At 33.2% G+C, this 23437-nt stretch carries 21 protein-coding genes and 3 tRNA genes; 16 read left to right on the top strand and 8 right to left on the bottom strand.

Going from position 1 to position 23437, the window contains the following annotated elements:
* Nucleotide 1 precedes the first annotated feature (1 nt).
* The 5 genes from moaA to JRC48_RS05495 all read left to right on the top strand — a co-directional run bounded on the left by moaA (nt 2) and on the right by JRC48_RS05495 (nt 4614).
* Nucleotides 2-973, top strand: a complete 972-nt coding sequence (gene moaA, locus JRC48_RS05515; protein WP_235070848.1) for a GTP 3',8-cyclase MoaA — start codon at nt 2-4, stop codon at nt 971-973.
* A 4-nt stretch (nt 974-977) separates the two neighbouring features.
* On the top strand, nt 978-1418 hold the full coding sequence (locus JRC48_RS05510) for an MOSC domain-containing protein (RefSeq protein WP_235070847.1): 441 nt from the start codon (nt 978-980) through the stop codon (nt 1416-1418).
* A gap of 345 nt (nt 1419-1763) precedes the next feature.
* Nucleotides 1764-2796, top strand: a protein-coding gene (locus JRC48_RS05505; RefSeq protein ID WP_235069469.1) for an IS630 family transposase whose coding sequence is annotated in 2 segments (ribosomal slippage) — nt 1764-2261 and nt 2263-2796 — 1032 coding nt in all. Because the reading frame shifts where the segments join, the coding sequence is not laid out codon by codon here.
* A gap of 55 nt (nt 2797-2851) precedes the next feature.
* Nucleotides 2852-3712 (top strand): metallophosphoesterase, encoded by an 861-nt coding sequence (locus JRC48_RS05500; RefSeq protein ID WP_235070846.1) that lies wholly within the window; start codon nt 2852-2854, stop codon nt 3710-3712.
* 389 nt (nt 3713-4101) lie between these two features.
* The gene (locus JRC48_RS05495; RefSeq protein ID WP_235070845.1) at nt 4102-4614 is read left to right on the top strand and encodes a hypothetical protein; all 513 of its coding nucleotides are present in this window, start codon (nt 4102-4104) and stop codon (nt 4612-4614) included.
* A gap of 157 nt (nt 4615-4771) precedes the next feature.
* Here the strand turns inward: JRC48_RS05495 and JRC48_RS05490 are convergent, their stop codons facing one another.
* A complete protein-coding gene (locus JRC48_RS05490) occupies nt 4772-5614 on the bottom strand; it encodes a LysR family transcriptional regulator (RefSeq protein ID WP_235070844.1) in 843 nt (280 codons plus the stop codon).
* A 214-nt stretch (nt 5615-5828) separates the two neighbouring features.
* On the opposite strand from JRC48_RS05490, the gene JRC48_RS05485 reads away from it, so the two are divergent.
* Entirely contained in the window at nt 5829-7529 is a 1701-nt protein-coding gene (locus JRC48_RS05485; RefSeq protein ID WP_235070843.1) for an ABC transporter ATP-binding protein, read from the top strand.
* A complete protein-coding gene (locus JRC48_RS05480) occupies nt 7529-9262 on the top strand; it encodes an ABC transporter ATP-binding protein (RefSeq protein ID WP_235070842.1) in 1734 nt (577 codons plus the stop codon). Before JRC48_RS05485 ends, JRC48_RS05480 begins: the two co-directional genes overlap by 1 nt.
* 657 nt (nt 9263-9919) lie before the next feature.
* On the opposite strand, the gene JRC48_RS05475 is transcribed toward JRC48_RS05480, so the two are convergent.
* Nucleotides 9920-10513, bottom strand: coding sequence for a hypothetical protein (locus tag JRC48_RS05475; protein WP_235070841.1), 594 nt, complete (start codon nt 10511-10513; stop codon nt 9920-9922).
* 355 nt (nt 10514-10868) lie between these two features.
* Here JRC48_RS05475 and JRC48_RS05470 point away from each other — a divergent pair, with 355 nt between their 5' ends.
* Together JRC48_RS05470 and JRC48_RS05465 are read left to right on the top strand one after the other, a co-directional pair.
* Complete coding sequence (locus tag JRC48_RS05470) at nt 10869-11198, top strand: hypothetical protein (RefSeq protein ID WP_235070840.1); 330 nt, start codon at nt 10869-10871, stop codon at nt 11196-11198.
* 226 nt (nt 11199-11424) lie between these two features.
* The gene (locus JRC48_RS05465; RefSeq protein ID WP_235070839.1) at nt 11425-12096 is read left to right on the top strand and encodes a hypothetical protein; all 672 of its coding nucleotides are present in this window, start codon (nt 11425-11427) and stop codon (nt 12094-12096) included.
* A gap of 10 nt (nt 12097-12106) precedes the next feature.
* Here JRC48_RS05465 and JRC48_RS05460 read toward each other — a convergent pair whose 3' ends face one another.
* Entirely contained in the window at nt 12107-12391 is a 285-nt protein-coding gene (locus tag JRC48_RS05460) for a hypothetical protein (RefSeq protein ID WP_235070838.1), read from the bottom strand.
* A gap of 295 nt (nt 12392-12686) precedes the next feature.
* Between JRC48_RS05460 and JRC48_RS05455 the strand changes: the two genes are divergently transcribed.
* From JRC48_RS05455 to JRC48_RS05425, 7 genes are all read left to right on the top strand, one after another.
* Complete coding sequence (locus JRC48_RS05455) at nt 12687-12998, top strand: hypothetical protein (protein ID WP_235070837.1); 312 nt, start codon at nt 12687-12689, stop codon at nt 12996-12998.
* Nucleotides 12992-13369, top strand: coding sequence for a hypothetical protein (locus JRC48_RS05450; RefSeq protein WP_235070836.1), 378 nt, complete (start codon nt 12992-12994; stop codon nt 13367-13369). Before JRC48_RS05455 ends, JRC48_RS05450 begins: the two co-directional genes overlap by 7 nt.
* A 161-nt stretch (nt 13370-13530) precedes the next feature.
* Nucleotides 13531-13604, top strand: a tRNA-Cys gene (locus tag JRC48_RS05445).
* A gap of 147 nt (nt 13605-13751) precedes the next feature.
* A tRNA-Cys gene (locus JRC48_RS05440) sits at nt 13752-13825 on the top strand.
* Between the two features lie 136 nt (nt 13826-13961).
* A tRNA-Cys gene (locus tag JRC48_RS05435) sits at nt 13962-14035 on the top strand.
* 326 nt (nt 14036-14361) lie between these two features.
* Nucleotides 14362-14838, top strand: a complete 477-nt coding sequence (locus JRC48_RS05430; RefSeq protein ID WP_235070835.1) for a hypothetical protein — start codon at nt 14362-14364, stop codon at nt 14836-14838.
* A gap of 153 nt (nt 14839-14991) precedes the next feature.
* A complete protein-coding gene (locus JRC48_RS05425; RefSeq protein ID WP_235070834.1) occupies nt 14992-15177 on the top strand; it encodes a hypothetical protein in 186 nt (61 codons plus the stop codon).
* A gap of 33 nt (nt 15178-15210) precedes the next feature.
* On the opposite strand, the gene JRC48_RS05420 is transcribed toward JRC48_RS05425, so the two are convergent.
* The 5 genes from JRC48_RS05420 to JRC48_RS05400 form a co-directional block, all read right to left on the bottom strand.
* Complete coding sequence (locus tag JRC48_RS05420) at nt 15211-15525, bottom strand: hypothetical protein (RefSeq protein WP_235070833.1); 315 nt, start codon at nt 15523-15525, stop codon at nt 15211-15213.
* Nucleotides 15526-15854: 329 nt separating this feature from the next.
* On the bottom strand, nt 15855-17768 hold the full coding sequence (locus tag JRC48_RS05415) for an ABC transporter ATP-binding protein (RefSeq protein ID WP_235070832.1): 1914 nt from the start codon (nt 17766-17768) through the stop codon (nt 15855-15857).
* Entirely contained in the window at nt 17755-19512 is a 1758-nt protein-coding gene (locus JRC48_RS05410) for an ABC transporter ATP-binding protein (protein ID WP_235070831.1), read from the bottom strand. The genes JRC48_RS05415 and JRC48_RS05410 overlap by 14 nt, the downstream gene beginning before the upstream one ends.
* Nucleotides 19513-19595: 83 nt before the next feature.
* Nucleotides 19596-20033 carry a MarR family winged helix-turn-helix transcriptional regulator gene (locus JRC48_RS05405; protein WP_235070830.1) on the bottom strand — a complete coding sequence of 146 codons (438 nt, stop codon included), beginning with the start codon at nt 20031-20033 and terminating at the stop codon, nt 19596-19598.
* 455 nt (nt 20034-20488) lie between these two features.
* On the bottom strand, nt 20489-23188 hold the full coding sequence (locus JRC48_RS05400) for an LTA synthase family protein (protein ID WP_235070829.1): 2700 nt from the start codon (nt 23186-23188) through the stop codon (nt 20489-20491).
* Nucleotides 23189-23437 lie beyond the last annotated feature (249 nt).

The following is a 23437-nucleotide window of genomic DNA, read 5'->3' as shown; positions in this document are numbered from 1 at the left end:
AATGAGAGATCGATATAATAGAGATATTGACTATTTAAGACTTTCCATTACTGATAAATGTAATTTACGTTGTGTTTATTGCATGGAAGATAAAGAGCAAGACTTTTTAAAAAATAGTCATTTAATGACGAATGAAGAAATTATTAGAGTGGTAAAAGCTTCGGCTAAATTAGGAATTAAAAAAATAAGATTAACGGGTGGAGAACCGTTAGCACGCCCTAAAGTTGATGAACTCATTAAACAGTTAAATGACATTGAGGGTATCGATGAAATCTATATGACAACGAATGGGACGCTTATGGCCGATCAAGTCCATCTGTTTGCAAAGCATGGATTAAAAGGAGTCAACATTAGCTTAGATACATTAAAAGAAGATCGCTTTAAACAAATTACTCGTCGAGGGAATTTATCAGATGTTTTACAATTTATTGAGGAATGTTTAAAGTATCAGTTAAAAGTTAAAATCAATACGGTTTTGATGGAAGGGGTTAATGATGATGAAATTTTAGACTTCGTTAACTTAACCTTAACTCATCCGATTGATGTTCGTTTTATTGAATTAATGCCAATTGGGATTGGAAAAAAACATAAAGGTGTATCTAATGCTAAAATTTTAGATTTAATTAAATCAAATCACTTAGAGATTAAAGAAAGTGGACGCGTTAAAAAGGGTGGACCTGCAGAATATATTCAAGTAGCTAATGCAGTAGGGCGGGTTGGCTTTATTAGTGCGGTTTCGAACTGTTTTTGTCAAGATTGTAATCGAATTCGTATTACAGCTGATGGTTTTTTAAAACAGTGTTTACATTTTAGATTCGGAGTGAATTTAAAAGATAAGCTTCGTGAGGGAATCAGTGATGAAGCATTAGTTCAGCTGATCTCTCAAAACATTTATGAAAAGCCTGAAAAACATCTCTTTAATCAAAAAGACAAAAATGAAGAAATAAAGTTAATGAATCAAATTGGAGGATAAAGATATGAGTCAAGTGATCGCAATCTGTACAAGTGAAAAAAAAGGAACAGCTAAATATATGGTAGAAGAGGCAACATTAATTGAAAACTTCGGAATCGAAGGGGACGCACATGCTGGAAAGTGGCATCGTCAAGTGAGCTTATTAGCACTTGAGAAAATTGAAGATTTCAATAGCAAGGGAGCTAATGTTGGTTTTGGGGCCTTCGGTGAAAACTTAGTCGTTTCAGGCATTAAATTAAATGAATTACCAGTTGGACAAAAAATTAAAATCGGAGAAGTTGAATTAGAAGTAACACAAATTGGGAAAGAGTGTCATACACGTTGTGCCATCTATTATCGTGTGGGACAATGTATCATGCCTAAAAACGGAATTTTCACGCGCGTTTTAAAAGGTGGAAAAATTAAAGTAAATGACGAATGTGTATTAATTGAAGAAGCTAATTAATAATGAAGACCAATTTTTTGGTCTTTTTTTATTGAGGGTTTTATTCTGTTAGTATGAGAAAGACAAAACCACCTGGGATGGTTTTATGTAAATGAAAAAAATAATCATATCGTAAATCGTTGTATGGTTCGCTACTATGAAAGGTAAGTTTATAATTAGAGATAAAAAGTCAGATTATAATTTTCCAAATATTTGAATTTGAATCGTTACTTGTTATATAATATATAGAAACAGAAATGTATTTCATAGTTTTTTAATTCAAATACTTGTGGTCAAAATTCGTTAAAATGTATGTTAAAATAGTAGATATTAAACATACATTTTAGGATAGAAATTGGGGCAACTATGAATCAGACAGAATTAAAATTAATTGAAACAGCGATGCGTGAAACATCATCGAAACAACTTTATACTCGTTATCAAGTCATCTATTTACACTTACAAGGATATAAAAATGTAGAAATCGCTAGGATAGTTCCCTTTACTGCTCAGACCATCGGAACACATGTTAGAAATTATAAAAAATATGGACTTGAGGGATTAAACCCACGCCCAAAATCAGGCTGCCCGAAGAAACTTTCACCTGAGCAAGAAGCTGAGTTAATCCATACTCTCATCCATAAAACGCCCGCTGATGTTGGGATTGAACCGTACATGACTTGGGATTGTAAGCTATTATGCATCTGGGTGAAGCAAACCTTTGGAATTTCATTCTCTAAAGGGGGAATGCGTGACATGTTGTTACGCTTAGGTTTTAGCTACACACGCCCGACTTACTCATTAGCGAGAGCTAGTCAAGAAAAACAAGAGGGATTTAAACAGGAATTTGAACAATTAAAAAATTTTGATTCGTGGAGAGATTGATCATTTATTGTTTCAAGATGAAAGTTCTATCAGAGATTATCAATCATTAGTCAACAATTGGTTTCCTAAAGGAAAACAACGGATTATTCCTACTTACGGAAATAATAAAAGTGTCAAATTAATAGGAATCCTTAACTATGAGACAGGTCATGTTTATGTCCAGGAGGAAGAACGTTATACAGCAGATATCTTTTTAGAATTCCTCAAAAAAGTACTGAAACAATATCCAACGGGAAAGATTGTCATGATTTTAGATAACGCAAGAATTCATCACGCTAAACTCATCCAACCTTTTTTAAACGAACACAAAAATAGATTAAGGTTAATCTTTTTACCACCATATAGTCCAGAATTAAACTTAATTGAAGGATTATGGAAATGGTTAAAACAATCTGTGATTCATAACGTCTTTTATAAAAATATAAATGAGATTAGAAACGCTGTTCAAGGATTTATTCAACATATCAATGAAAGACCTTCGGAAGTGATCCAAAGACTCTGCGAAAAAATGTGAAAAACTTATCTGTTTCTATATAGATTATAAATTTTGTAAAACTAAGGGGAAAGTAATGATTGAAAAACGTAGAAAAATCATGGGATGGACTTTAATAATTGTCACATTGGCAGTAATTTATTATTTTTTACAACTGAACTGGATTTCTGTTACGACTCATGTGATTCAGTTAGATGATTTACCAAAAGAATTTGATGGATATAAGATTGTACAGCTATCTGATTTGCATAATCAGGAATTTGGATATGAAAATGAAAGGTTAATAGAAAGAATTAATCAAATTAAACCAGATATCATTGTTATGACAGGTGATATGTTAACGAATACGAGAGAGGTATCAACGAACGGAGATGTTTTAATTAAGTTGGTTGAAAGTCTTAATCAACAGTATCCGATCTACTATGTAACGGGTGAGCACGAAGAAGGTTTATATTACGAGGATCGAAATAAGTATCAAATAGACGGAACAAAAGAAGATTACGAAGAAAAACTAAGTCAGTTTGGTGTGACTGTTTTAAATGATGAGCAAGTAACAATTACACGACAAGATGCAACCATTAATGTATACGGATTGAAAGAACATTTATCAGGAGACATCCAGATTGACAAACGATTGGGGCAGTCAAATAAAGAAGAAGTAACTATTTTACTGTCACATAGACCCACTTATTTTGATGATTATACAAAATGGGGAGCAGATTTAATATTCTGTGGTGACACTCATGGGGGAATGATCCGTTTGCCAGTGATCGGTGGGATTCTTTCAGCGGAGGGATTTTTCCCCGAATATGATGGAGGATTATTTCGCAAAGAAAACTCAGTCATGGTTGTCAGTAGAGGACTAGGGAATAATCCAATTCCGCTTAGAATAAACAACAGGCCAGAGATAGTTGAAGTCATACTCAAAAGTAAATAAGAATGGATTTTGTTTTATATTAAAAAATTTTTAACCTAAATTTAGTCCGTACAGATCAGAAGTTTTTTAAAACCTGCTTATATCAATCAAATTTCTAATAAGTAAATTTAGTCAAGTAGGAGTTTGAGAGTATTAACATGTAACCGCTCATTTCTTAGAGAAATCTCTTGTTATTCATTAAACTTATAATTTTTTGTAAAATTAAGAACAAAAAAAGAGCCTGATGTCATATATTGGACATTAGATAAAGGCTCTTTTTTTTGTTGAGAAAAGAGAATGTTTATCTTCTAGTTTAAAAATATTTGGGATGACTGGTTGCAATACTTAATCAAGGGTCCTATAATAGACGTGAAAAATGAAGAAAGGGTTTGCAAAAATGGGGGGGTGAAATGAGAGATGAAAATTTAAAAATTATTTTACCTAATCACTTACAAGGGCGTCAACTAGATGATAAAGTTATTCCAATGTTGTGTGGACTTAAAAAGATGTTAGTTCATTTAGTCGAAGTTAATGGAGATCAAACATTGTTAAGACAATGGGAAAAACGTTGTTATAAAGCCTATTGCTTAAATGAAATACAAGATTTAATTTTAGAAAGTTATCAAGAAGATTGGCCGCAAATCATTAAAGAACATCTTCTAAGAAAAGATCCTATTGAGCTAGGAGCCAGTGCGATCGATATTTATTTAGTAGCTTATGTCACTGAAACATTTGGAATTGGAAAAGATATTTTTGTTCAGTTCATTAAAGATTCAAACATTACCACAAAAGATAATACAGCAAATGCGATTTGGAGTGTGGGGAAAAACGATGGCGTTTATTTGGGAATTTTAAATTCAGATGGAACGATTCGGGATATTAATTTTTTTCGTCAATGGACAAAAACAGAGCTTGCGTATTAGAGATTTATTTTCATTAATCATTTAAGATGACAAGAGACATGGGAGAAAATGAGCTATGTCTTTTTTATTTTGTCATTCGTTTGCACTTTAAGAGGGTATTTATTGATTGGTGTGAACTATTATTTCATTAGCAATGAACACTTTTCTAAAATAAAATCTAATTAAAGAACTGTTGAATCAGCTCTTGCGTTTTAGAATGGAGTTTTTCTTGTTTTCGTGTAATAAAAACAACATGGGTATATAACTCTTGATCTTCTAAAGTGATGACTGTTAAATCAGTATCATTTAATAACGGAAGTGCACTTTTTGGAATGATGGCGACTCCTAACCCAAGTTGTGCCCAAATCAGAGAAGTCCGACAATCATCACTTGACATTTTAATAAATGGATTAAATTGAAGATTTAAGCAATAGTCTGTAATGAGGGGAAGATATCGTTGATGGATAATGAGGGGAACCTCTTTATAATCGTTCATTTTCGTCATAGACTGATTTAAATATTCGTTAGTTCCTACGGCTATCATCGGTTCTTTTCTTAATTCATAGACTTCTAATTGACTATGATCAAAGGGAGTTCTAACAATTCCAACATCAATATTATGGGCTAATAATAAATCGATGATCTCATAAGTCGAGCCCTCATGAATTCGAAAAGATAAGTGAGTATTTGTTACAATAAAATCTTTTAATTCTTGAACCAAGGCAGAATTAGAAGAGGTGATGCCGATTCGGATCATTTCGTGTTGAGTATCTTTGAGTTCATGAACAGTCATTTCACTTAAAGCAATAATTTGAAGACTTCGTTTGTAAAAAAGACGACCCGCAGGCGTTAATTCCACTTTTCGATGCCCACGCTTCATTAATTGCACGCCTAATTCCTCTTCGAGTTGTTTGAGTTGCATAGATAAGGGGGGTTGTGCCATATGAAGAACTTGTGCCGCCTTTGAAATCGTACCTTCTTCTACAATTGTTTTAAAATAGATCATTTGTTTAATCTCCATAACTCTCTCCCATATCCAAAAAGTATACTCATTATATTTTATATATATTATACATATATTACCATATAGACTATAATAAAACAATGAAGGGCTTGGTAGTAGACTAAAAGGATGAAATCTTTTATGAACCCAAGCGAGTGCCTGACGTTACTTAATTAACCGGCTAGGTAGTAAAGAAAATATTTTCGTTTTTAGATAATAGGGAGGGAATAAGATGTGGAGAACGTATTTGAAGCCTTATCGGTTTCAAGCAATGATTGGTTTCTTATTCAAAATGATTGAAGCATTTTTTGAATTATTAGTTCCATTAGTGGTAGCGCGGATGATTGATGATGGAATTAGACATCAAAATCAATCTTATATTTTAAAGATGGGGGCAATTTTATTTTTATTTGCCATTATCGGATATCTTTGCGCCTTAGTTTGTCAATATTTTGCATCTAAGACATCTCAAGGATTTGGAACCTATTTAAGAAATGATATGTTTAAAGTCATGAATCGATATGATTATGAGACGATTGATCAAATTGGAACGCCATCTTTAATTACACGTCTAACAAATGATGTGAATCAATTACAAGTAGCTGTTGCCATGACGATTCGTTTAGTTTCAAGATCACCTTTCATCATCATTGGGTCGTTTATCATGGCGTTTAAAATTAGTCCTCAAATGGCACTCATCTTCTTAACGAGTATTCCATTGTTAGCTTTGACGATCTATTTCGTCATGTCTAAATCTTTACCGTTATATCTAAAAATTCAAAAACAGTTGGATGCTGTGTCGTTAGTTTGTCGTGAAAATTTATCAGGTATTCGTGTCATTCGTTCCTTTTCAAAACAAGAACAAGAAAAAGATAGATTTGCCCAAGCGACTGATGAACAAAAAGAGATGCAAGTGAAGGTAGGGAAGATTTCAGCTTTATTAAATCCAGCAACGAATGTTATTGTGAATTTAGCGATTGTTCTGATACTGTTTGTTGGAGGTTTTAAGGTAAACGAGGGGACGCTTACGCAAGGTGAGATTATTGCGCTCATTAATTACATGAACCAAATTTTATTATCGATGTTTGCTTTTGCTAATGTCGTTATTATTTTTAATAAAGCAAGTGCAAGTTATAAACGGGTTGAAGAAGTATTAGCAATCCAACCAACTATATATGGAGGAGAACAAACGGCTGGTGTAAATGAAGCGAGTTTAATTCAGTTTGATCAAGTGTCTTTCTCTTATCAAAAAGCAGAAGCCTTAAAACAGTTAAACTTTGAAATTCATTCAGGACAAACCATTGGAATTATTGGAGGAACAGGTTCAGGAAAAACAACACTCATTAACTTAATGGCGCGTTTTTATGAAAAAACAGAAGGGCAAATTTATATTAAGGGCCTACCTATTGAGGAGTATTCCATTCCGACATTAAGAAAGATGATTGGATTGGTACCTCAAGAAGCTGTTTTATTTACAGGAACGATTAAACAAAATCTTTGTTGGGGTAAAAAAGATGCTTCTGATGAAGAAATTAAAGAAGCGTTAGCGATCGCACAAGCGACATTTGTTAATGAACTAGAAGCGGGAATTTATACGGATATTCACCAAGGAGGAAAAAATTTATCAGGTGGTCAACGACAACGTTTAACAATCGCAAGAGCATTAGTGAAAAAGCCTGAAATTTTAATTCTTGATGATAGTGCGAGTGCTTTAGATTTTGTGACGGATGCCGCTTTAAGAAAGTCATTATCAACGTTAAAACAAACGACGATTATTGTTTCTCAACGAGTGAGTAGTTTGATGCATGCTGATCAAATTTTAGTTCTTCATCATGGTGAGCTAGTTGGAATAGGAAATCATGAGCAATTAATGAAGACGTGCGCGGTTTATCAAGAAATTGCAACCTCTCAATTATCAAAGGAGGAATGTTAATGGATACTCAAATCTTAAAACGATTACTCTCGTTTAGCCGACCTTATTTAAAGTATTTACTTTTAGTGTTACTTTCTTCAATCGGACAAATTATTTTTACCTTACTGACTCCTATTTTAATTGGGCAGGGAATCGATTACTTAGTTGGTCAAGGATTAGTTGAATTTGATTTATTATTTCATCAAATCATAGTCATTATGATGAGTGTCTTGCTAACGTCATTATTTAGTTGGTTAGTTGTTCGATTTTCTAACTTAGTGACTTATTCAATGACAAGAGATTTAAGAATTCGATTATTTGATAAGTATTCATCATTACCTCTTCGTTATATTGATGCTCATTCGCATGGTGATTTATTAAGTCGAATGATTAATGATATTGATTTAATTGGGGATGGCTTACTACAGGGATTTACGAATTTATTTAATGGAATAGCTACCATTGTAGGAACGATTGGATTCATGATTTATATTAATATCCCAGTGGCGATGATCGTCATTATTTTAACCCCGTTATCTTTGGTTGTTGCTACGATCATTGCTAAGAAGACTTATAAGTATTTTGGTGAACAGCTAACGGTCAGAGGAGAGTTAAGTGGATATGTAGAAGAGATGATTGGAAATCAAAAATTAGTGAAAGCCTTTGGTTATGAGTTAGAAAATCAAGCGATTTTTGAAGAGATTAATCAACGACTTTATGTGAGTGGATTAAAGTCTCAATTTTTAGGAGCCCTTGTTAATCCAAGTACGCGAGTAGTTAATAGCATCGTTTATGGAAGTGTTTGTATTGCAGGATCTTTATTTGTCATAGGTGGCTATATGAGTGTCGGTGCTTTATCGAGTTTTTTAAGTTATGCGAATCAATACACAAAACCATTTAATGATATTTCAAATGTTTTTACCGAGCTTCAAACGGCGCTTGCAAGCGCCACAAGAGTTTTTAATCTACTAGACATGAGTGGTGAAGTAGAAAGGGAATCCACTCAAACAGTGACAGAGGTAAAGGGTCATGTTCAAATTCAAAATGTATGCTTTTCTTATGAAGAGAATCAACCACTCATCGAAGATTTAACGGTTGAAGCAAAGCCAGGACAAATGATTGCCATTGTGGGACCGACTGGATGTGGAAAGACGACATTCATTAACTTATTAATGCGATTTTATGAACCTAAAAGTGGTCATATTTTGATTGATGGAATAGATACGAAAGTCATGAATCGAAGCTATTTAAGAAGTTTATATGGAATGGTTTTACAAGATTCTTGGCTATTTAATGGAACCATTCGAGAAAATATTGCTTATGGGAAAGACGCCAGTGAGGAAGAGATTATTGAAGCGGCTAAAAATGCTCACGCGCACCAATTCATTATGCAATTAAAAAATGGCTATGATACGTTAGTCAGTGAAGACGGAGGCAATCTTTCTCAAGGTCAAAAGCAATTACTATGCATTGCTCGTATAATGTTGTTGAAACCGCCAATGTTAATTTTAGATGAGGCAACATCATCGATTGATACCCGAACAGAAAGACAAATTCAAGAAGCCTTTGATCACATGATGCAAGGACGCACAACATTCGTTGTGGCGCACCGACTCTCAACGATTCAAAAAGCCGACCAAATTTTAGTGATGAATCATGGCCAAGTTATTGAACAAGGAACTCACGATGAATTATTACAAGAGGAAGGATTTTATCACAAGCTATATTACAGCCAGTTTGATTTAGGTTGTTAGATGAAAAACTTATGTTGATATTAAGTATGAAAAAGTAAATCGCTAATGAAATGAAGAAAGAGAAGTCATTAAAGTTAAAAATGACTTCTCTTTTTGTGTTAAATGAAAACCACCTGCTATGCGGGTGGTTCCGGAAAGCTTTTAGCGTGGTAATCAAAGGGTACTTAGAGTAAAAAGTAGACGAATATTAAGAGAAGTGAGATAAGAGGTAGAATGTAATTATAAAAGAAGATTTCACTTTATTTAGAAAGTAAGGCTAAAGGTGACAAGATAATTCGTGTAAAAATTCGATAAGCTGCTAGTAAAGAGATAGGAAAGAGGTAACTGGTCTGATGACGCTTGAATGAGTGGTTGCTGAAAAACAAGATGAAGAGAGTAAGTAAGAAATCCTTTGAGGATTAATAAGTGAATGTGGTGCAGAAGTTAAGGACTTCAGGAGGCCTTTCAGGCCTAGGCCGGCAATAGAGGCTTTCAGCCGCAGAGAAAACCACCAGTTCGCACTGGTGGTTATATTGCTTGAATTTATTTTAGAAATCTTAAGTTCATAAAAAAATGATGTTCTTGACTGAGAGACTCAAAGAAGTGACAAAAATAAGAAAAGCCTATCTCATTCATGATGAGACAGGCTTTATTGATTGTTTACTGTTTCATAACTCGTTAATGTGCTTCAGAGGTATCAATGGAATGAATGGTTAATTCGGTTCCACTTTGTTCAAGATCACCTACCACTTCACCTGATTCTGACAATCCAATTAACGTAAACGATTCGCCTTTAAAATCTGGAGAATAGGCCATCCAAATATAAACACCTTCAACATCAGATTCAAATACTTTAGCACTATGTGCGATGTTAAACGTTGGTTCCGTTACAAGAACTTCATATAGATCAGGATTAGTTGTAACACCAGCATAAATGGTGTATGGAAGATCATCTGATTGACGAAGAGTGACATAGGTAATCCCAGCTTGTTCTTCAAGACTCGTTGTTTCATACTGAATCGTTCCATCAACATATTCATAACCTGAGAAATCACGATTTAAAAAGGCAAGTGAGATTTGATCTTCTCCAGGAACTCGATATAAAAGAATACTTCCTTCTTCTGTCTTTTTTTCATACAGGGTTTCAAGGGTAGTTAAACCGGCAATCGTCATGGCTTCTTCAGTTGTTTTGGCACCACTATTATACTGTAAGACAAAAACGACGAGTAAGGCAGTTACCGATAGAGATATTGTAGAGATTATTTTTTTCAAATAGGTCAACCCTCTCTCATATAAATAGTTTTGTTACATTATATAATACAGAGTGAACATTTAAGACGTAGATTACAGAATCTAACAAAAGTTCATGAGAACTTTAAAGGAAAGTGTGGGTCGATTTGATAAAATAAACCAATCCTCTTCTTTTATTTAAATCGAATGATTAAGAAAAATCAAACTTTGTCAGATAAATGCTTATCATAAAGCTTAGGTGAAAAAGAATGAGGTTATTCAAGCAATAGACGTGAGTTTATCAATCAAACGGACTAAGAGATCAATCAATAATAATTTACAATTCATGTGCTAACTTGTAAAATGTAAGATGAGATTGATGATTAACGGGGGAGTTATGGATAAAAGAGAGGTTACTTATTTTAAACATTATTTATCAACAATTAAAGAGCGTGAAATTAAAGAAAAAGAAATACCTGCGCCATCTAGAAAGCTAAAGTTAGAAGACGTCATTCAATTGTATGATAAAATTAAACTTTTAAATTTAACCAATCAGTTGGCTTTAGATGTGATGATTGTGCCAGATGACGAGATCAATGTCTATGAGGGAAAGTATGGGCAATCCTCTTTATTTGGACAACACATCTTAGGAAAAACCATTTCAACGCAATTTCAAATTGATGAGGTTGATTATAAAATTGTCTCAGCTCATGGTCATCGCAGTTAAAAAGTAGCCTTCTTTTAAGGCTACTTTTTTCATGCAGATGAATCGTGTTTTGAACCTTTAAAGAAATTAAAAAGGCTAAATAGGATTTGAAGATAGATAAAACTTCATTTTATGACTCAGAAAGAGAGATCCAAATAGGGATTATGTCTTTTTAGTGTCATTTTTAGGCGAATAATTGAATATGATGTAATAAGTCATAGTTGACTTCAAAAGGAGAGGTGATTAAATGATAATCGAAATCATCTTTTTGTTTAGCGTTATTTGGTTTATCATTTATTGTTTTAGCGATGATGACTCGATAAGAATAAAATCGGTCAATGATAAAATAAATAGTAATCAAACTTTAACAGAGGAACAAATTCAGGAATTAAATAACTATTTCAAAGCCTTAACGAGGCTTCATTTTAAAGACTACGAGCATGGTGAGGAAAGTACGTTAGAACTTTTAAATTTTGGTAGTCAATTAATACAACTTGAATATCCTGCTATGATTGATCAAGTGAATTATGAGGAACAATTATATCTTTCTTTTGATAAACGCATGTTATTATCTATCATTGATCAATATTTTAATGAAAAAGTTACGGCTGTTGGCATGTATGTAGATTTAGGTGATTACATCATTAGACCAGACATCAATGTTAAAACAGATACGATATATCCGCAATTTAAACAACGTCAGTTAAATGAGGATGGAACCTATACCATTGATTTTGACTTATATGAAACAACAGAAGCATTAGATGAGGATTTTGATTTCACGTTTGATTGGCACACAAGAACAAAGTGTCGTCGAGTAGGAGCTGCTAGCGTGATTTTTTATTATGAAGATAGTGAAGGATATCTATTAAGTTATCATCCGATTTATTTTGATGAATGTCAAAAAAGCACGCTGTAAACGTGCTTTTTTATATGATTTGATCAGTTTTTACGAGATCGTCTAAAATTTGATTCATTTGATGAAGTTGAATTTGAACGGTATTCCATTCGGTTTGATGTTTTTTATAGTCTCTTTGTAAGTTCCATAACGACTCATATAGAGGTTGAACCTCTGTTTCTAAAAAGTTAGGGTTTCTTTCAATGCCATTAATATTCTCTTCTATCATCGTCATTTTTACTTGTAGAGTTTCTAGTTCACTTGCTAAGTCAGATTCTTTTGCTTTTAATAATTCATAAGTTTCTTTTAAGCTCATTTAAATCACTCCCGCTAAAAAACTATCATTAGTTTATCCAACTCAACTAGAGTTATAACGATAAAATGGAAATTTTATTAAAGACTTAATAGAGAAGTCATGACTTAAAGGTATGTGAATGAAAACAGTGACATAAATTAAGATATATAGATTAGTCATTAATAAGTATGACTGAAAAAGGTGAAAATCTTTAAATGAAGGTCATTCGTTTTCTTTAAAAATAAAAAGGCCTTAATCGATCAAGGTCAAATATGAAGTGATTATTTGTTTTTAGCTCATGATGGAGGTGAATAGGTTGAAGCCTTTTACACAAGAAAGTTTGCGAATTATAAAAAAAGCATCTGAAGATAATAAACTCGTGATTGTTGTCGGAGCAGGGGTGTCCATGCTTTCAAACTTCCCATCTTGGAAAGAAGTCATTGATCGATTCTCAGGACCATTTTCAGAACAAAAAGAATGTTATTCTCAGAATGAATATTTGCGAATTCCTCAAAAATATTATAATCTTCGAGGTCATAAAGAATATTATGATTTGTTGCGAGAAATTTTCGATTTAGATTTACAAAGTCATCAAATCCACGATGAAATTTTAAACTTGAAGTGTTAGTCCAGGCGTTTCAAGAAGAGTTTTTACTACCTTATCAGCGCTTTAGTGAGGCGATTAAACAACATCTCAGTCAAACACCAACCGATCTTTTTAAGGTCGCCTTATGGATTGCTTGTGGTTATTTAGAAAGAGAGTTATTTGAAGACTATTTACTCACAGATGAAAGATCCTACTTCATTACACATGACGAGGAGATTGAGACACTTCCTCTTCAAAACGAGTGGTTTTGGCAGTTACCTACGTTTATTCATCAAAAGTTAGCTCAAACGAAACATCAAGAAAAAATTACAACGGAGTTAATTAAAAAAATTCGCTTTGAACAGGCGAGTGAGCAGTTATTAAACTTATATTTTGATATTTATCAAAGATAAAATGATTATCAGCTTTTGATAAGTTTAAATTTATAAAAGTTTTGAGACACCGAAGGGTGTCTTTTTTAATGAGAAGTCATTATTAAAACTTATTATTTTTAAAAAGTTGTTCTCAAATGAATGACGTCAGCATATATTAAATTGTAAGGCAAAAGCAATCAGGCGCTATAGCCAAGCGGTAAGGCAAGGGACTGCAACTCCCTGATCATCGGTTCAAATCCGATTGGCGCCTCCATTGATAATGATTAAATGAAGTCCGCCAGAATCATTTAAAGAATGATGAAAGGTCATAGTTAAGGCACGAAAAAGATAAAATTATTTCAACGTTTAGTTCTCAAGTTAATGATGTCATCATATACTAAATTGTAAGGCAAAAGCACAAGGCGCTATAGCCAAGCGGTAAGGCAAGGGACTGCAACTCCCTGATCATCGGTTCAAATCCGATTGGCGCCTCCATTGATAATGATTAAATGAAGTCCGCCAGAATCATTTAAAGGTCATAGTTAAGGCACGAAAAAGATAAAATTATTTCAACGTTTAGTTCTCAAGTTAATGATGTCATCATATACTAAATTGTAAGGCAAAAGCACAAGGCGCTATAGCCAAGCGGTAAGGCAAGGGACTGCAACTCCCTGATCATCGGTTCAAATCCGATTGGCGCCTCCATTGATAATAATTAAATAAAGCCTGTCAGAGCTATTTGAAAAATAAATAGTTGCGACAGGCTTTATTTTTATTTTAAATGCTTTTGTCATGAGTCTAAGTAACTGAATTGAGAAAGTAAGACCGGATTGATAATGAGAGCACACTTGCTTTGAAGTGAGAAAAGTATGAGAGGTTATATCCAATTAGATAAGAGGGAAGGGTAGGCGTTTTTCCTATTATTTGATATAATTTAAAATAGTTAAAATACGGGGGGAATGATTCTTTAAAAGATTGTGTGCCGCATTTAAACTACTGAATTAGAGCTAATCAGAAAGGGATGATGTTTCATGTTAAATTCTTATTTTTATATGACCATGACAAATGATTCAATTGTTTGTCAACAAAATGCTTTAGATGATGAGCAAATTTTACGTGCTATTTTTTTAGTGCTCAGTCGTTTTGAACGTGATGCAGATTTAAAACTAGCTTGTCACTGGATGCTTGAAAGTGAAAACTGTTCATTAGAAGCGTTAGAACAAAAGCTTTTACAATTTAAACAGCTGATGCATGATCAAGATAATAGTGAATTGTTATTAGAATTTGATACTGAAAAAATCAACATTAAAGCAAAAACAAAAGTAGCGGGAATGTTCTGTTCAATTGCCTATCTTTATACGGGCCTACAACCAGATGGGATGATTAAGAAAAATCTTCATCACGATATGGTGACGCATGGAATTGAAAATATTAAACGTCATTTAGATCGTGAAGGAGTTAAACCAGATCGTGCTCTTCACTCTCAAGAGGCAACTAATGTCTGTTAATTTACCTTAAATGTGATAAAAGTTTAAAATAAATGGGATGCCTTCTTCGTATAATGTAGTAGGACGAAGGGAGAGATGACTCTGATGGTTGATTAACAAGCGAAATTTTTAAGTGAACGGTTAGGGTGGGGGAACGAAGCTCAAAAAGCTAACATGATTAAGGAAGTTGAATTAGCGCCACGCGTCAGCTTAATGAGTTATTTAAAACAAACCTTTCATAAACGAAATCGTGAATTTGTTTCGAGTAAAAAAGTAGCTAAACAGTTTGTTCCATCTCATCAACAACATCAGTTTATTCTCACCATGCGGACGCAATACGAAGCACGACCACATAGTTAAGTAAAAGCCCACCTTAGTTTAGGTGGGTTATTTTTATGGATTAAAATATAAGTATTTAAGAGGACGATAAAAAACAGTAAAGCAACCAACAATTAAGAGATAAATGAGCAATGGATTAGAATGGTAAGGAAGCACAAGACTAGCTATGGTTAGAAAAATTCCAAGTAGAGTTTGATAACCACCCTCAAAGTGGCAAAGCTCATCTTCCTCAATTAAATGATCATATCGCTCACACAACTCATCTAAACGGATCATCTTATGAGGGACCCAATTTAAAAAAATCATTCCAACTCCAAGCACTATTAAAACCATACCTATTGTAAAGAAAAATAGATGTATCATCCACATAAATAACCTTCCTTTACGATCTAATTTAAAAAAGAATCACCTAATTAAAATGATTACTCATCAATTGAAATGAGATGGTATAACCTATGATTTAATTAGTGATTAAATACCAAGAATCTCACCGTTAAGTGTAAGAAGAATTAGTGTTCTAGTCATTTAAACATTAGATTTTTTCATAAATTTTCAACTAGCGATGACCTTATATAGATTGTCTCGATTTTCAAATACTAATCATTATATAAAACATAATGTTGAGATTAATAGAGATATAAATAACGAAAGATTGTCGAATAAAATAAAAGCTGAATCGATGAGATTCAGCTTTTATTTTATTCAAGTTCGAATGCACCTGTATATAGTTGATAGTATTTTCCACGTTTTTCGATTAGTGATTCATGATTTCCTCGTTCAATAATGCGACCATGTTCAAGCACAATGATGACATCGGCATTTTGAACGGTTGATAGACGATGGGCGATGACAAATACAGTTCGTCCATGCATCAATGCATCCATTCCTCTTTGAACGATGGCTTCTGTTCTTGTATCAATTGAAGAAGTGGCTTCATCTAAAATCATAACAGGTGGGTTAGCGACGGCTGCTCGTGCAATCGAGATTAATTGACGTTGCCCTTGTGATAACCCGCTACCATCTCCAGATAAAACGGTTTGATAGCCGTGTGGAAGCATTTCAATAAATTGATGAGCGTTTGCTAATTTAGCAGCTTCAATACATTCTTCATCTGTGGCATCTAATTTTCCATATCGAATGTTTTCAAGAACGGTTCCGGTAAATAAGTTAACATCTTGAAGAACGATTCCTAATGAACGACGAAGATCTTGTTTATTGATTTCATCAATTGGTATTCCATCGTATGTGATTTGACCATTGGCAATATCATAGAAACGGTTAATGAGGTTTGTGATTGTTGTTTTTCCCGCTCCGGTTGATCCAACAAATGCTACTTTTTGACCTGGTTTAGCGTAAAGGTTAATATCATGTAAAATTCGCTTACCTGGTTCATATTCAAAATCGACATGGTTAAATTCAATATCACCTTGTAACTCAATATACTCAACTTTTCCATTTCCAAGATCACGTTTCCAAGACCAGTGTCCGGTATAATCTTTTGACTCTGTTGAATGTCCATCGTCACTAGTCACATTAACAAGATGAACAGTACCATGATCACTTTCACTTTCTTCGTCAAGTAAATCGAAAATACGTTCTGCACCAGCTAAAGCCATAACAATCGAGTTAATTTGTTGTGAAATTTGTGCAATCGGATTAATAAAGTTACGTGATAGTTGTAAGAATGAGGCAATCATCCCAAGTGAAATAACGCCACTTCCAACGATCGAGAAATTAGTAACACCAGAAATGGCAAGAATTCCTCCAAATAAAGCAATTGCCACGTATAATACGTATCCAAGGTTATTCATGATTGGCATTAAAATGTTAACGTATTTATTAGCTGCTGTTGAATTTAAGCATAATTGTTCATTTAAAACATTAAATCTTTCTTTTGCCTTATCTTCATAACAAAAGACTTTCACGACTTTTTGACCATGAATCATTTCTTCAATATATCCATTCACATCACCGAGTGATTTTTGTTGGGCAATAAAAAATTTTCCACTTCGTCCAGCGATTGTTTTAACAATCGTTAAGGCAATCACTAAGAAGACAATAACGACAGCTGTTAACCAAAAGCTTAGCGTTAACATTGAACAAAAAACAGCGGTAACCGTCATAGATGATGAAATTAACTGAGGAATACTTTGAGATAACATTTGACGTAATGTATCCGTATCATTGGTATAATGACTCATTAAATCCCCATGTGTATGAGTATCAAAATACTTAATCGATAACGTTTGCATATGAGCAAACATCTCATCTCGAATTTCTTTTAGCACTTGTTGGGAAATGATAGCCATAAAACGATTATAAAATAATGTAGCTAAGACCCCAATAAGATAAAGGCCGGCCATTAATAAAATAACACGAAATAGACCTGAAAAATTTGGAACGGCTTCTAGTAGTAGGGGAGAGATATAATCGTCAATCAAGACTTGTAAAAATAAAGAAGAGGCAACTCCTGTTAGAGCGCTTGTTACGATACAAGCTAAAACGAATGTAAATTTTAACTTATGTTTAAATAGATAACCTAACAAACGTTTAAATGTTTTTGAATCTTTTTTACTTTGATTTAGTTTCCCAATCGAATTAGATTGTTTCATCAACGTTCCCTCCATTCACTTGCGAATGATATACTTCTTGATAAATTGAACATGTCTTTAATAATTCATCATGAGTTCCAATCGCGTTAATTTCTCCGTCATTCATAACAAGAATTTGATCAGCATCTTGAATAGAGGAGATACGTTGAGCAATAATGATTTTTGTCGTATTTGGGATATCTGAAGCGAATCCTTGACGAATTAAAGCATCTGTCTTCGTATCAACAGCACTTGTTGAATCATCTAAAATTAAAATTTTAGGTTTTTTTAGTAAAGCACGTGCAATACATAGACGTTGTTTTTGACCACCTGATACATTGCTTCCACCTTGCTCGATATAAGTATCATATCCATCAGGAAAGTTTTGAATGAAGTCATCAGCTTGTGCTAATTCACAAGCTCTTTTTAATTCTTCGTCTGTTGCTTGTTCATTTCCCCAACGAAGGTTTTCTTTAATTGTTCCTGAGAATAGGATATTCTTTTGAAGAACCATCGCAACTTGTTGACGAAGTGATTCTAAATCATAGTCACGAACATCTACGCCACCAACCGTTACACGTCCTTTTGTAACATCGTACAGACGTGGAATCAGCTGAACTAGACTTGTTTTAGATGATCCAGTTCCTCCGATAATTCCAATTGTTTGTCCTGATTCAATGGTTAAATTAATTTGTTTTAGACATTCTTTTTCAGCTGATTGATAGTATTTAAATGAAACATTTTCGAATGTAATTGAACCATCTTTCACTTCATAAATCGGATGAGCACCATTTTTTAAATCACTCTCTTCTTCTAACACTTCAACAATACGCTCAGCCGATGCACGAGAAATAGTTATCATGACAAAAACCATTGATAACATCATTAAACTCATTAAAATTTGAGTAGCATAAGCGATTAAACTCATTAATTGTCCGGTACTAAGTCCTGAAACAGGATCATTACCTGTTGTAATAATTAAACGAGCACCAAACCAAGAGATGAGTAAAGTACAAGAGTACATACAAAATTGCATTAAAGGCATATTAAATGCTAATATTTTTTCAGCCTTTGTAAAGTTTTGATAAATTTGATCCGAAACATTCATGAATTTTTCTTCTTCATATTCTTCACGAATAAAAGATTTAACGACACGAATACCATGTAAATTTTCTTGGATGATGTTATTTAATCGATCATAAATTTGAAAAATGCGTTCAAATATTGGATGTGCATTAATCATAATGATATATAACCCGATTCCAAGGATTGGAACTGCGACTAGAAAGATTAAAGATAATTGGGCATGAATTCTAAAAGCTGCAATCATTGCGAACGTTAACATGATTGGCGCACGAAAAGCCATGCGAATAATCATCTGAAAAGCATTTTGCACATTGGTGACATCTGTCGTTAAACGCGTGACAATACTCGCCGTTGAAAATTTATCAATGTTAGAAAATGAAAAGTTTTGAACATTATAATACATATCTTGACGAAGATTTTTAGCAAATCCTGATGATGCAATAGCTGCACTTCGACCGGCTAAAGCTCCTGTTAATAAACTAATAGCAGCAAAGACTAATAACATAACCCCCATTTTTATAACATAATTTAAATTTCCCGCATCGATTCCATAATCGATTAAACTTGCCATTAGGATTGGAATGACAACTTCTAAGAGAACTTCTAAAGAAACGTAGATCGGTGCTAAAATCGAATCTTTTTTATATTCTCGAATCGATTGTGATAAGCGATTAATCATACAAATTCCCCCTATCTTTGATCTAATTTTGATATTTTGTTTGACATCAAACAATTAGGGCATAAAAAACTGATGACTCTTACTTAAAATGATCTAATATTATTTCTGATTTTTGATAAACAGTGAAATAAAAAATTAATTTCTTGTTCATTTAAGCCCTTAATTAATTGTTTTTCAAATTGCTGAATATCGTTGAGAATCGTCGCCTCCATTTCTAATGCTAACGGAGTTAACGTTAATTTTTTTAACCTCGCATCGTGAGGGACAGTAGTTCGAGTGAGCATTCCTTTCTTTTCCATTAAAGTAATTACCTTTGAAGCGGTCGAGCGAGTGACTTCAAATATTTCCTCGATATCCTTTTGAAAAATATCTTGGTCTTGATGATGATATAAGTAATCAATAATCCATCCATTTGTGCCGGTTAGTTGATCAGCATATCGAATAGAACTTAAATTATCGACTTGTCTTTTAATTAGATTTCCTACGGAATGTATTTCTTTTCCTACACAATTTGGTTTCATTAACTGGACTCCTCACTAATTATTTGATATCAAACTATATATTCATTATAACCTTTTTCCTTTTTTTGTAAATAATGGTTTTGGGTGATTTGTTGTAAAGTTTTAACTAAATAATCTATGTTTAGAGATTGTTTATTTCTATAAAAATCTTTAGATAAAGAGCGCGATAGCCTTCGTTTTTTATCTTTGAAAAACAATCTCTTGCCATAAAAAAACAACTGATTGAGAACCAGTTGTTTAATGAAAGGGAATTAATGAAAAAAAAGGAGTTAGAAAGTTGCAAGTTTTTCACTTACGATTATGTTATGGAAAATATTTTTAGTTTTAAACAATAAGAGAATCGTTATTTGAACTATTTTTTATTTATTGACTGAATAAAAAGTTTCTTCGTTTAGTTATACCTTTTTAAAGATTCACCAGGAGTTAAAAGAATCATGATTGTAACTCATGTTTGATTAATTAGGAGCGTTAAAGAACGTAGCTGCCGTATACTCTTTTCCTTCTAAAATATCATATTGAATCAGTTCAAGAGCGAGTAGCAATTGTTCTTGTTCATCGGTTAGCTCATCAACTTGATTTTGATTCGCATCGAGTTTGAAGTTATTATGTAACACGCTAAATTGATCATATAGATCAAGTAAGAAAAGATAAAATGGCGATAACGGTAAGTTTAGCTCCTTTAAAACGATTGGAGCAATAAAGATAGGACTAATGTCATGAATGTTTTCGATGCTGAAATCTTCTAGATTCGACATGATAAGAAGCGGGGTTTCAAAGAACATTTTTGTACGAGCGGCATCAGTGTCTTTTTCAATATATCCGTGTCGTTCATGAATATCAGATTGAAAATTAATTAAGTGATCACCAAAGAAGATGACAATGGTCGGTTCATCATATTGTTCAATTTTTGTGATAAATTCTTTTAAAGCGACGTCGCTTTGTTTTAAGCCTTCCGCATACGTTTCCATTTCTGTTTCGTGTTCACCTGTTGAATTCACAACTTCAATTGTATTGTCGCCAAATTTTTGATCAAAAATAGCAATATGATTCGCCATGGTTAGGCCATAAGCAAGAAGGGGTTGATCAGAGGCGATCAGTTCATCATAAAGTTCATTAAATACCGATTCATCACTGACATATTTTTCGCTCTCAATATACTCTAGATTTTTCATATTATTAATCGATAAAAAACGTTGGAACCCAATCGCTGGATAGACAACCTTTCGTTTATAAAAAGCTGGATTATTAGGGTGAATGGCAACAGATGAGTAGCCAAAATCGGTCATAAAGGAAATGAAAGATGGGATTTTATCCTTAGTGCTTAAAGCTTGTTGAAATGGAATAGTACCTTCTAATAACAATGAATTAGAAAAGCCCGTTAAATATTCAAACTCAACATTCGCAGTACGGTTTCCTTTAAAAGGTGATAGAAATTGTCCGGATGAGTAGGTTCGCATATACTGACGAAGATTTGAGAGCGGATCTTCACTAAAAGTTAATTGATCAAAAACCAGTGGATCACTTAATGATTCACTCACGATTGTTATAATGTTTGGTAGCTGAGATGACTCTTTAGATTCGTTATAGTCTTTGGCTTTTTTTGTATAGTAATCGACTAAGTCAGTCATATTTTTCTCGTTGTAGTTTTCATTTTTAATCATTAATTCATTTTGAAGATTCGTAATGAATCCAAATAAAAATCCATTTTGTTGATAGTTATTTAATTGATTCCATTTAGTAAAATAAACCGTTTGATTCACCAGCGTTTTAAGTGGTGTTTTTTCGTAATAAAAAATAGAGCCTAAATAAATACTAAATAAAGTGAACAAGACAACACGTTGCTTCATGCTTAACTTAAAGCCTTGACGAAAGATGAAAGAACAAATGATAAATAACGTTACCCCGATAAATAGTGCTGTTAAAACAGTTGGAGATAAAAGATCTTTCACGTAACCAATAATATCTGTCAGGTTGGTTATCATCGAGACATCTGATGGATAAATCGGTTCGCCAACAACAAGCATTTTATAAAAGTTAGCAATTGCGACCCCAATCATTAAAAGGGTGGAAACTCCAATGGCTAACACTAAGTGATTGAACAAACAAAAACAAAGAACACTCATACTAAAGATAATGGTTGAAGATAGAAAAATGAGATTGACGTGATGCGTAATCCAAGTCATGGCAACATCAAAATTTGGAAAGAAATAAATCACTTGCATGCCAATCATCGTTAGGATTGAAGCATATAAAAGGTAAAAAATCATCCGACATGCGTTAGTTTTAGATGACTTAATCGGATTATTTTTAAATAAGATGACTTCAATCATTGGCATGATTACAAAAAATAAAGCTAACAAATAAGGACGAAGACTGATGTTAGTGAGTGCAGTCCATTTAAAAAGCGTTAAAAATAAAATAGGTAAACTAACGTATAAAATACCATGAGTCGATAGATCTTTCTTAAAGATTAGAAAAGGCGCATTAACTTTTAGTTGACACCACTGAAATAACTTGCTAAACGATAGATAAACCATGCATATAGTTCCGATATAGGCAGGAATTAAAAGAATGAGAAAATCCTTTGAAATTTTCGTTTTAAATGAATACTCTGTGTTACTTGATAAATCTAACGTCTTAATGAGCGTATCATTTTGATAAATCGAGACGCTGCCTGATTTTGATGTTTTTAAAAAAGAGACATTAATTGACTCATTCGTTAAACCACTCAGCGTCAGTGGTGTGTTAGAAGTCGTGCTTAATGTTTCTTGATAACTCCAATCTGATGTCTCACTAAATAATGCTAAATTAATTGTTTCATTATTGACACTAATTTCAGAGATTTCAATCGGATGAGTTGAGTCGTTTGAGATTATACTGATCGTATACGGACGAGTTAAAAAGGAAAGAGGTCGTTCAATGGTCAAGTTTGTATAACTCAACAGCATGATAGTTAATAAGAAGATGACGAATTGTTCTACCTTAGTAAGTGAAGGACATTCTTTTGTCTTATGTCTTAAAAAAAGATAAAAGGCCATCCAGATCAGTGTTACCATAACGCCTAATGTTAGCGACTGAGTTTGGCTTGTGATCCAAGATAAAATTCCATAGCCAAGTAGTGTGCTAAGGATCATTGAGATTATTTTATTTTTCATAATAAGTTCCTCGCTCATAATAAAAAGTCACATTCATACGAATGAGTTCATTTTGTTATCATCGATAAGATGTCGTAAAATGACTGCGTTTGTAAAATAAATGATCATTCAACGCAGTCTTAACTGTTTAAATAACAAATAAGTGTGTCCTTTATGTCGAAAAAACTGTGGATTTAGTGTGGAAAATATCATGAGAACATGAATTTTTTGTATAGATATCATTCAATCCCTTGATAAAAAGTCATTAAT

Origin of the sequence: Turicibacter sp. TJ11, assembly GCF_021497505.1 — a bacterium.
In the GTDB taxonomy this organism is placed as follows: Bacteria; Bacillota_I; Bacilli_A; order MOL361; family Turicibacteraceae; genus Turicibacter.
Note: the sequence above shows the minus strand (reverse complement) of the source record. Positions and strands in the feature narration are given on the sequence as shown.